General features: G+C 63.4%; 9 protein-coding genes. 5 read left to right on the forward strand and 4 right to left on the reverse strand.

The window, feature by feature from the left end:
* Nucleotides 1-128: 128 nt before the first annotated feature.
* From VN856_RS21830 to VN856_RS21845, 4 genes are all read right to left on the reverse strand, one after another.
* Nucleotides 129-1,391, reverse strand: coding sequence for an acyl-CoA dehydrogenase family protein (locus VN856_RS21830; RefSeq protein ID WP_325692858.1), 1,263 nt, complete (start codon nt 1,389-1,391; stop codon nt 129-131).
* On the reverse strand, nt 1,388-2,206 hold the full coding sequence (gene phaZ, locus VN856_RS21835) for a poly(3-hydroxyalkanoate) depolymerase (RefSeq protein ID WP_325692861.1): 819 nt from the start codon (nt 2,204-2,206) through the stop codon (nt 1,388-1,390). The genes VN856_RS21830 and phaZ overlap by 4 nt, the downstream gene beginning before the upstream one ends.
* A 62-nt stretch (nt 2,207-2,268) precedes the next feature.
* Nucleotides 2,269-3,969 carry a PHA/PHB synthase family protein gene (locus VN856_RS21840; protein ID WP_325692863.1) on the reverse strand — a complete coding sequence of 567 codons (1,701 nt, stop codon included), beginning with the start codon at nt 3,967-3,969 and terminating at the stop codon, nt 2,269-2,271.
* A 2-nt stretch (nt 3,970-3,971) separates the two neighbouring features.
* The gene (locus VN856_RS21845; protein ID WP_325692865.1) at nt 3,972-5,483 is read right to left on the reverse strand and encodes a long-chain fatty acid--CoA ligase; all 1,512 of its coding nucleotides are present in this window, start codon (nt 5,481-5,483) and stop codon (nt 3,972-3,974) included.
* A gap of 197 nt (nt 5,484-5,680) precedes the next feature.
* Here VN856_RS21845 and VN856_RS21850 point away from each other — a divergent pair, with 197 nt between their 5' ends.
* From VN856_RS21850 to VN856_RS21870, 5 genes are all read left to right on the forward strand, one after another.
* Nucleotides 5,681-5,818 carry a hypothetical protein gene (locus VN856_RS21850; RefSeq protein ID WP_325692867.1) on the forward strand — a complete coding sequence of 46 codons (138 nt, stop codon included), beginning with the start codon at nt 5,681-5,683 and terminating at the stop codon, nt 5,816-5,818.
* Nucleotides 5,819-5,981: 163 nt separating this feature from the next.
* Nucleotides 5,982-7,595: a benzoylformate decarboxylase gene (mdlC, locus tag VN856_RS21855; protein WP_325692869.1), complete on the forward strand. Its 1,614-nt coding sequence runs from the start codon at nt 5,982-5,984 to the stop codon at nt 7,593-7,595.
* 40 nt (nt 7,596-7,635) lie between these two features.
* The gene (locus VN856_RS21860) at nt 7,636-8,031 is read left to right on the forward strand and encodes a tautomerase family protein (RefSeq protein ID WP_325692870.1); all 396 of its coding nucleotides are present in this window, start codon (nt 7,636-7,638) and stop codon (nt 8,029-8,031) included.
* A gap of 31 nt (nt 8,032-8,062) precedes the next feature.
* The gene (locus VN856_RS21865) at nt 8,063-9,253 is read left to right on the forward strand and encodes an alpha-hydroxy-acid oxidizing protein (protein ID WP_325692872.1); all 1,191 of its coding nucleotides are present in this window, start codon (nt 8,063-8,065) and stop codon (nt 9,251-9,253) included.
* Between the two features lie 52 nt (nt 9,254-9,305).
* The coding region (locus tag VN856_RS21870; protein ID WP_325692875.1) for a CoA transferase at nt 9,306-10,674 on the forward strand (1,369 nt) is incomplete at its 3' end.

Consider the following 10,674-nt stretch of genomic DNA (forward strand, 5'->3'; position numbering starts at 1 on the left):
GCGGCGATGGCGCCGTCGGCCGCGAACCGGCGGCGGGCGGTCTCCATCAATCGGTCCCGTGCTTCGCCCGGCGCTGTTCTCGGCACGAGAAATATTCTACTGCTACCGAGGAATCCTCTGTCGCCTGGTCAGGCGAACGCGCTCTGCCCGGTGATGTGCCGGCCGACGATGAGGGACTGGATTTCCGCAGTTCCTTCGTAGGTGACCAGGGCTTCCATATCACACAGGTGGCGCATGACATGGAAGTCGAGCAGGACACCGTTGCCGCCCAATACGTCGCGGGCCAGTCGACACACGTTGCGGCCCTTGACAGTGCAGTAGTACTTGGCGAGCGCGGCCATCGTTTCTTCGGCCTTGCCGTCATCGATGAGCCGGGCCATCCGGATCGCGTACAGCTGCATCGAGGTGAGATCGCCGAGCATCTCCACCAGCATCGACTGGATAACCTGGGTCCTGGCGATCGGCCTGCCGAATTGCTTTCTCCGCAGGGCGTAGTTCAGGGCGATGTCATAGGCCGCGACTGCGTGTCCGGCCGACCCCCACGCGACAGAGTTGCGGGTGCCCGCAAGCACTTTGCCCACATCCTTGAAGCTGTTGCAGTTCTGCAGTCGGGCGTCCTCGGAGACACGGCAATCGGTGAGGCTGATGTCCGCGTTCTGAACCATCCGTAGCGACATCTTGCCGCCGATCTTGGTCGCCGCGTAGCCAGGGTTCTCCTTCTCCACGACGAACGCCTTGACTTGGTTGTCCGCGGTGTCGCGGGCGTATACGACGATGTAGTCGCACCACACGGCGTTGCCCGGCCAGCGCTTTCGGCCGTTGAGCACCCATTCGTCGCCTTGCCGTTCCGCGGTGGCCTCGAGGATGACAGCGTCCGAACCGTGCTCGGGCTCAGTCAGGGCGAACGCGCCGATTTTTTCCAGACGCGCCATCGCCGGCAGGTAACGTCGCCGCTGTTCCTCGGAGCCCAGGATGTTGATTGATTGCATTGCCAAGCCGACGTGTACGGCGAAGAACGTGGCGATGCTCCCGTCGATGCGGGACAGCTCGTAGGTGACGAGGCCGGCGGCAACCGCGCTCATCGACGTGCACCCGTGGTCGCCCAGGTTGTAATCGCCGACGACGTTCAGCGCGGCAAGTTTCGGGATCAGGTCGAACGGGAACTCGCCGCGTTCCCAGTACTCGTTGACCATCGGCAGGATCTCGGTCTCGCCGAACGCCCGGACCTTGGCGAAGATCTCCTTTTCCGGATCGGTCAGCTGATCGGCCATCAGGAAGTAGTCGGTCTCCCGGGCAAGTCCGATGTCCTCGACCAGCGAGGCGGTGGCTGGATCGGCGTCCTTTGCGCCTCGTGTCTCAAATGAGCTGAGCGGCTTTGGCATCGTTGTCATGGCCGATCTCCATGTTCGTGCAGAAAAGTCTCGATGACGGGCACGAGCTCGACGGCATTGTGCACCAAATCGATATGGCCGCCGCTGTGCTGGTGCAGTCGCGAATGGGGCAGCAATGCGTTCATGATGTGCGCATTGACCATAGGGATGATCGGATCATCGGTACCCGCCACGATCAGCGTCTGCTGCCGTACCGCAGGCAGCGCGAACAGGCTGGTCCACACCGAACCCGCGAGAAGCTGGTGCAGATAGCCCATCTTCGATCCGGCGTGCAACTGCTGAAGAAAGAGTCGCGCCACATCATCCCCGTAAGCGCGGACAGTGCCGCCGTACAGCTCACCGGCAATGGAGGCTGCGTAGTCCGGATCCGAAAACCTGCGGGGGGTAGCCATTTTCGCCAACACACGTGGATGAGCGGGCACCATCAGTGCACCGGTACCTGTCGCCACCAGAACCAGGCGGCGGCACCGGCGCGGATTCTGAAACGCGAACTGCTGCGCAAGCGCCCCACCCCAGGACAGTCCGAGCACGTCCACTACGCCGATTCCCAGCTCGGACAGCACCCGGCCGAGCACCCAGGCGAGGTACGGGAAGCCATAGGGTGCAAGGGATGTGGGCGATCCTCCGGCTCCCGGCACATCGAATCTGACCACCGTGGTATCCGGATCGAGTTGCTCCACCAGTGGGTCCAGCACTTCCAGGCTTGCCCCGATGCCGTTGCACAACACCAGCGGCACACCGGTTCCCCACCGCACGTTCACCCGGATCCGCTGCCCGCCGGTGGCGACGTAGCACTCCTCGCCGAACTGACTCACGGGCAGAGCACGAAGGCGGCGCCTATCGCGGGCCGCTTGACGCTTCTCGGCAGCTTGTGACTTCACTTTTCCATCACATAACTACCCGGAGCGGGGCCCAGCGGCGGAAGCTCCTCCCCACCAAGCATTTTCGGAGCGTCAACCTCCGGACCACTACGCTCAGCGAGCCAGGCCGTATAGTCCGGCCACCAGGAGTCCGCGTGCTTCTCAGCGGTGTCCAGCCATTGGTCGGGATCCTCGACGTCGACTGAACCGGTGCGGAACGATGCCTTGGGGTTGCCTGGCGGGTTGACCAGCGCCGCGATGTGACCGTTGGTGGACAAGACGTAGCGGTTGTCTTTGCTGCCCAGCAGTCGCGCACTGCGATAGGTGGCTTGCCATGGGGAGATGTGGTCGGCGATGCCGCCAACGATGTACGCGTCCGCGGTGGTTTTGTACAGGTCGACCGGGCTGCCCAGCATGCTGACCCCACCGGGGGTGACCAGCGCATTCTTCAGCCCCATCAGCACCATGTCGCGGTGCAGCGCGGCGGCCATCCGGGTGGTGTCGGCGTTCCAGAACAACACGTCGAACGCCGCGGGCTTACGGCCCTGCACGTAGTTGTTCACCACGTAGCGCCACACCAGGTCGGTGGGACGCAGCCAGGCGAACATCTCCGCCATGTCGCGCCCGTCGAGGAAACCCTTTCTGGCCGAGGTTCGAATGGCGGCTTGCGCCGCGCGGTCGCTCATCGCCGCGGCAGCAAACCCCGCGCGGGTCTCATCCAGCACGGTGACCGCCAGGTTGAGGCCCGCGACCCGGTCACCCTCGCCGATCTCGGCGAGGTGGGCCGCGGTCATCGCCGCCAGGATGCCTCCCGAGCAGGTGGCCAGCAGGTGGGTGCTGTCGGTTCCGGTGATTTTCTCCGCCGCGTCCATCGCCTCAATGATCGCCGCCCCGTAGGCATCGAATCCCCAATCACGGTGGCGGGCTTGCGGGTTCCGCCATGAGATCACGAACACCTGCTGGCCTTGCTGGACGAAGTACTCGATCATGCTGCGCCCCGGCGCGAGGTCCAAGACGTAGTACTTGTTGATCACCGGGGGCACCATGAGCAATGGAATTGCGCGCACCTTGGGTGTCTGCGGGGCGTACTGGATCAATTCGAACACCGAGGTCTGCAGTACGACGGCGCCTTTGGTGACAGCCAGGTTCTCCCCCACCGCGTAGGCGTCGGGTTCGATCATCGCTGGCACTCGGGGTTTCGAAAGCATGTCTCGGGCAAAGGCTCTCGCGCCACGCACCGCGCTCAGACCGCCGGTGTCGATCAGCGCCTTCCAGCCGAGCGGACTGATCAGCGGGTTGTTGCTGGGCGCCAGGCCTTCGACGAAATTGTCGATGACGAACTGCATCTTCTCTTTGTCGCGCCAATCCAACTGCGCGTCCGCGAGTAACTCCTCAGCGGTCTCGGAGCCCGCCAGATAGGCCTGCATGATCCGGTGCAGCAACGGATTCTCCTGCCACGCAGGGTCACTGAAGCGCTTGTCGGCGCGGGCCGGAGCGCGGTGCGACTTGCCCACCGCGATATTGCCGAGCTCACGGGTCAGCGAGCCCACTCGGTCGGCCACAGCGCCGGGGTGCTGAGCGAGGTTGCCGGCGAAGCGGGCCCAGGTGGCGTTCGGCATCATCCGGCTGGCGAAGGGCTTTGTGGCGCTGGTGAGCAGCAGGTCGAGTGGCGCCGCCAGCTCGTCGACTTTGGCCGTGGTGTCCTTGGGAGTTGCCATGGTTATCGTGTGCTTTCGGTTGTCGGAATGGTGATGTCGCGCTTTTGCACCTTGCCGGTGGGACCCTTGGGCAGGGCGTCGACCAACCAGACCTGGCGCGGATACTTGTAGGCGGCGACCCGCTCCTTGACGTAGTCGCGCAGTTCGTCGGGGCTCACTTTCGCCCCTTCCTTCAGCGCCACCGCGGCCCCGACTTCCTCACCCAGCGAGTCGTGCGGGACACCGACGACCGCGGCTTCGGCCACATCGGGGTGCTCGTAGAGCACTTCCTCGATTTCGCGGGGGTAGACGTTGTAGCCGCCGCGGATGATCAGATCCTTGGTCCGGTCGACGATGTAGAAGTAGCCGTCCTCGTCGACGCGTCCGACGTCGCCGGTCGCCAGCCAGCCGTCCGGCGTGATCGTCGCCTTGGTCGCCTCGGGCAGGTTCCAGTAGCCCTTCATCACGTTGTGCCCGCGGATCTGGATCTCGCCGGTGTGACCCTGCGGTACCTCGCCGCCATTCAAGTCGACGACCCGCATCTGCACGCCTTCGATCGGAGTACCGATCGAGCCCACCTTGCGCTCCCGGTGCGGATGGTTGAACGCGGCCGCCGGTGAGCTCTCGGAGAGCCCATAGCCCTCCAAAACGGTGCAGTCAAAGGCCTTTTCGAAGTCGTTGAGTACCTGCACGGGCATTGCCGCACCACCCGAGACACAGACCCGCAACGTGCGCGTCGCCTCCGCCGCGGCCTCGTCGGCCACACTTAGCAGCGCCGAATACATGGTTGGTACACCTTCGAACACTGTGACGGCGTCGCGCTCGATCACCTCGATCGCCTTGCGCGGGTCGAATCGAGGGATCAGCGTCAACGTCGCTCCCGACAGCACCGCGCCGTTGAGGCCACAGGTCAGGCCGAACACATGAAAGAGCGGCAGGCAGCCCATGACGACGTCGCCCGGCCCGGTCTCGACCAGGGTGCGGCAACTGACCTCGGCGTTGCGGCCCAGGTTGCCGTGGGTGAGCATGGCGCCCTTGGGTTTTCCGGTGGTTCCGGAGGTGTGCAAGATGACCGCGACGTCGTCGGCGCCGCGTTCCACCGGTGACTCCTGCGCCGGCAGATCGGCGATCAGGTCCATCAGGCCGGCGTCGTCGACAATCCAGCACTGCGAACCCGTTTCATCGGCGCCGGCACTGGCCTCATCGGCGAAGCCGGGCGTGGCGAACAACGCTTTCGCGCCGCTGTTGGATAGGTAAAACGCCACTTCACGAGCCTTGAGCAAGGGATTCATCGGGACCGCGACGGCGCCGCGGTAGATGATCCCGTAGAACGCGATGGCGAACGCGGGGGTATTGGGCAGCATCACCCCGACCCGGTCCCCCGGTTCGATTCCGGCTTGCTCGAGCAGCGTCGCCACCTTGGCGGCCGCCGCATCGAACTGAGCGAAAGTGAATTGCAGGTCGTCGCAACGCAGCGCAACGTTATTGGGGTAGCGCTCTGCGGATGCGAAGAGATTGGTGCTCAGGCTGGTCATGGTGTACCTCCGAGGAGTGCTTGAGGTGCCTGGTCTAGGCACATTGTGCCCAGTTTGCAATCGTCCATCGGGCGACTTCGCGGAAGCAATGTCGGCGGGCACAAGAACCTGGCCGCTTCGGTGTGACGGCGCACAGCTGATTGTGGATTTAGCCGTCGAAGTGGGCTGGTGTCGATCGGAGCATCCGGCGAATTCAGGTGCGCGGCCACAACGTGATGCAGGGCTACTGGCACCTGGCGGAAGCCACCGCAGATGCCGTTGTCAGCGAATGGTTTTCGACGGGCGATATCGGCCGTGTCGACGGGGCGGGCTACTTCTACATCGTTGCCCGCTAGACGATTTGACCTCCAGCAATCAGGTGATTGTTTCCGGCGACATCGGCCGGGGTTCGACGTTGTTGCGGAGCACATAGACAACCATCGGCGATCCGGGTGAGGTGTTCGGTAACAACGCGTGATCAGAAACGAGACTCACCTAGTGGAAGGGCGGACAACCGCAATGACTGATAAGAAATCCGTTCACGAGGTGACATACGACCTGCTTCGTGAGCTGGGGCTCACGACGGTGTTCGGTAACCCGGGCTCAACTGAGGAGACGTTCTTAAAGAACTTCCCCGACGACTTCACATATGTCCTGGGATTGCAGGAGGCCTCGGTGGTGGCCATGGCCGACGGATTCGCCCAGTCCACCGGCAAGCCCGCTCTGGTCAACGTGCACACCGCTGCGGGGATGGGAAACGCGATGGGCAACCTGGTGGCGGCGGCCAAGGGCAACACTCCGCTGATCGTCACGGCCGGTCAGCAGACCCGCGAAATGGTGTTGTGCGAGCCATATCTGACCAACAAGGACGAGACGGTGTTTCCGCAGCCGTGGGTGAAGTGGGCGTATGAGCCCAAGCGCGCCGAGGACGTGCCCGCGGCGATCATGCGTGCCTACGCGGTGGCGTTACAGCCACCGGCCGGCCCGGTATTCGTGTCGATCCCGCTCGACGACTGGGAGAAACCCGCGCTGGGTCCGGCTGTGGTCCGCACGGTGAGCCACCGAGTCAGCCCGGATGCCGAGCGGCTGCGCGGATTCGCCCAGCGCATCAGCGGTGCGCAGCGGCCGCTGCTGGTGTTCGGGCCGGAGGTCGACCGCGCGGGGGCCTGGGATGTCGGTGTGGCGTTTGCGGAGAAGGTCGGGGCGCCGGTGTACGCCGGCCCGCTGCCCGACCGGGCATCGTTCCCCGAGGATCATCGTCTGTATCAGGGGCAGTTGCCGATGACCATCGCCGGTGTCACCGAGCTGCTGCGGGGTCACGACCTGGTTGTGGTGATCGGGGCGCAGGTCTTCCGGTACTACCCCTACGTGGCCGGCGAGTACCTGCCCGAGGACACCGAACTGCTGCAGATCACTGCCGACCCGGGACTGGCTGGTGCGGCGCCCGTTGGTGACAGCGTGCTGGGGGACACCCTGCTGGCGTTGGAGCAACTGGTGGACATGGTCGATGATCACAGCGACCGGGCGGTCCCGACTAGACAAGTGCCGACCTCCGAGGTTGACGTGACCGGGTCGGCACCACTGGAGCCGGATGCGGTGTGGTCCACCTTGAAGACCGTCACGCCCGCCGATTCGCCGTTGGTCACCGAATCGACGTCGACGATGGCCCAACAACTGCGATTCCTGCCCAGCACCCGGCCTGGGTCGTTTTTCGCCACCGCCAGCGGCGGTATCGGCTGGGGGTTGCCCGCGGCGGTGGGCGTCGCCCTCGGCGACCGCGCCCGTGGCGTCAAGCGCCACGTGCTTGCCACCATCGGCGACGGGTCGTTCCAATACTCGGTGCAGGCGCTCTACACCGCCGCCCAGCACCGGCTACCGATCGTGTTCGTCGCGATGCGCAACGGCGAATACTCGATCCTGAAGTCGTTCGCGGTATTGGAAAAGACGCCCGGCGTGCCGGCACTGGACTTGCCAGGCCTCGACATCGCCTCCCTCGCAACGGGTTTCGGGGTCCGCGCGGTCAATGTCGACAACTGCGAAAAATTGGCCCACGAATTCAATGCCGCGCTGAAGGTCGACGGGCCCACGGTCATCGTAGTGCCGACCAAAGCGCAGGCCGCTCATCTGGGCTGACGCCGCCAGCTCATCGAATATTTCAAGGAGCGAAACGAATATGCCGGTCTACACCTGCACGACGACAACGGCGACGCTGACCGCCGACGTCAAGAGCGCGTTGGCTCAGGAGATCAGCCGCATCCACGCCGAGATCAACCACGTGCCCAGCACCTATGTCAACGTCGTTTTCCACGAGCTGCCCCCTGGCGGGATTTACACCGACGGCGTGCCCGCGAATCCGGTGCTGGTCAACAGTTGGGTGCGATCCGGTCACCCGGAAGACGAAACAACCCGTCTTGCCACGGAAATCGCAGCAGCCGTGTCTCGGATCGCCAACGTCGGCCCCGACCGGGTAATGATGGTGATCCAGAACAGTCCGGCGAGCGGAGCGGTCGAAGGCGGCCGTGTCCTGCCCGAGCCCGGGCAAGAACAGGCCTGGATCGCCGGAGCATGACAAGCGCGTACTGGGAAACGACCCGTTGACCATGGCCACCAATTTCGGCGACTTCCAAAACGAGGTCTACGCCGAAGCGGTAAAAGGAGTAACGACCCGATACCCGTTTGACTTTGCCTCGATCGAGCGCAAAGCATCTGAGGCACTTCCGGATTGGGTGTACCGGTATGTGTCGGCGGCCGCAGGCGACGGACGGACCCAGCGCGCGAACATCGCTGCGTTCTCGTGCTATGGGATCGTGCCGCGAATGATGGTCAGCCCACCCGAACGCGATCTGTCGATCAGCTTATTCGGCAAAAAATTTGTGTCGCCAATGTTTTTGGCCCCGATCGGCTTGGTTGGCTTATGTGCACCCGACTTCCACGGTGATGTGGCGGCCGCGCAGGCGTCGGCGGCCACCGAAGTGCCATACACGTTGTCGACGTTCACCCAGACACGCATGGAGGACGTGGTCCCACATGCAGGCGACACACCGATTTTTTACCAGCTCTACCTACCCGACGACAGAGAACTGGCAGCAAGTCTGATCAGCCGGGCCGAGACCAGCGGCTACTCCGCCCTGATGGTTACCGTGGATTCCTGGACCCTTGGCTTCCGGCCGATGGATCTTGAGCGAGGGAACTTTCCGCAGTTCCGCGGCTACTGCATGCAGAACTACTACACAGATGTCAACTTCACCAAACACCTGGCTAAGCCGCCGGAAGAAGACCAGCCAGCCGCCTTGGCGCACTATACGAAGATCTTCGCCAATCCACTGTCATGGGAGGACCTGCGCTGGATCCGGACCCAGACGAAGCTTCCGATCGCCATCAAGGGAATTCAACATCCCGACGACGCGCGCCTGGCGATCGACAACGGCGCGGACGTACTGTACTGCACTAATCATGGTGGCCGTCAGGCAAATTCGGCAGTCTCCACACTGCAGTTGCTACCAGGCATCGTCAAAGCGGCCGGCTCCACACCGGTCATGTTCGACTCCGGCGTGCGCTCGGCTACCGACGCGATCATTGCGCTAGCCCTTGGCGCGACGGCCGTCGGGCTTGGACGGCCCTACGCCTACGCACTGTCGTACGGCGGTGCAGAAAGCTTGACTCACTATCTGCGGTCCTTCCTGGCCGAACTCGATTTGTGCTTAGCGGTCTGCGGTTTCAAGGACATCGCGACGCTGAAAGAAGCCGGCGTCGTGGAGGTCATCAACTCTCGGGAACTGCTTCCGCGTTGAGCCTCGTCAATACGGGATTCCAATCCGGCCAGGATCAACCGAAAGGCGCACAGTGAGCGCGGCAGAACAGCTGGCAAAAGCCATCATTGCCAACTACGACAACCCATTACAGAGCAGCTCGATTGACGTGCCCGCACATGTCGAGTCCCTACTGCAAAGCCTAGGGGCGTCAGCTTCCGATTCCGGAGGCAAGGTCACGTACTACGGCGCTGATCCGATCACGCCGGATCGGTTGCCCTATGGCTCGATCAGCGCAATCTCGCTCGCGGCCAAGGCGATTCTGATCGCAAAGATCTGGAAGGAGCGTACCGGCGAAGGTCAGGATATTCACATCGACGTGCGCAAATCCCTGCGCCGTCTCACACCGTTCCTCGACGGAAAGTGGGAGCTGCTCAATGGATTCCCGGGACGCACCGATCCATTCAGCCCTTTTGCCGGCGGCCCGGATATTGTCCCAACCAAAGATGGCAAGTGGGTTATGTTCGCCGAGCCCTACCCCGCCTTGCGCCAGCACGCACTCGAACTCCTCAAACCCAGGGGCGGCACGTACCAGTCGCTGGCCGACGCGGTGAAAGAGTGGCAGGGCGAAGAATTAGAAGAGGCCGCGGAGAAAGCCGGCGTCCCGATGCCGCTGGCCCGCAACATCAAAGACGTGCTGAAGATGGATGCCTTCACCCAGAACCTGGGGCCGATGCCTCTGGTCAGCGTCGAGAAAGTCGGCGAAAGCGATCCAATACCCTTCACGCCCAATCCGACCACGCCGCTTGATGGCATCCGTTTGCTGTCGTCGAGCCACGTCATTGCCGCGCCGTCGATCGGTCGCGCCATGGCGCTGCACGGCGCTGACTCACTCAATGTGTGGCGACCAACCGATGTCGAGCACTCGCTCTGGCACTACACCTCGCATGTCGGAGTGCGCTCCACCGTGCTTGAGTTGGCTGACAAGGCGGGCCGCGCAACGTTCGGTGAACTCCTTTCCCAGGCCGACGTATTGGTCACAAACCGCCGTACGGGATGGCGGCAGCGCTTCGATATCACGCCCGATGACGTGCTCAAAGAACGCCCGGGTCTGATCGATACCCAGATCACCTGGGCCGGCGAATCCGGGCAGTGGTCGAGTCGCGTCGGCTTCGACATCACGGCCACCTTCGCGTTGGGCCTCGACAACATCGAGGGCAGCGACGAGAAACCAGTACATCCATCGATCTTTGTGGCCTGCGACTACGCGGCGGGTTGGCTGGCAACGTGCGGAATCCTATCGGCGCTGCTGCGGCGGGCGAAGGAGGGCGGAAGCTACCGCGTCAGGGTTTCGTTGGTGCGCACGGCTCTTTGGCTTGCGGAATTGGGCATCTTCGATCGTGACTACGTGAACAAGACGGCGGGCTCAACTGATGAGCACCTGTACCCCGATCCGGATACCT

This window comes from Mycobacterium sp. (assembly GCF_035603715.1).
In the GTDB taxonomy this organism is placed as follows: Bacteria; Actinomycetota; Actinomycetes; order Mycobacteriales; family Mycobacteriaceae; genus Mycobacterium.

Coding starts and splice junctions, on each gene's coding strand:
- VN856_RS21860 (WP_325692870.1), top strand. CDS start 7,636: ATGCCGGTCTACACCTGCACGACGACAACGGCGACGCTGACCGCCGAC.
- VN856_RS21830 (WP_325692858.1), bottom strand. CDS start 1,391: ATGACAACGATGCCAAAGCCGCTCAGCTCATTTGAGACACGAGGCGCA.
- VN856_RS21840 (WP_325692863.1), bottom strand. CDS start 3,969: ATGGCAACTCCCAAGGACACCACGGCCAAAGTCGACGAGCTGGCGGCG.
- mdlC (WP_325692869.1), top strand. CDS start 5,982: ATGACTGATAAGAAATCCGTTCACGAGGTGACATACGACCTGCTTCGT.
- VN856_RS21845 (WP_325692865.1), bottom strand. CDS start 5,483: ATGACCAGCCTGAGCACCAATCTCTTCGCATCCGCAGAGCGCTACCCC.
- VN856_RS21865 (WP_325692872.1), top strand. CDS start 8,063: ATGGCCACCAATTTCGGCGACTTCCAAAACGAGGTCTACGCCGAAGCG.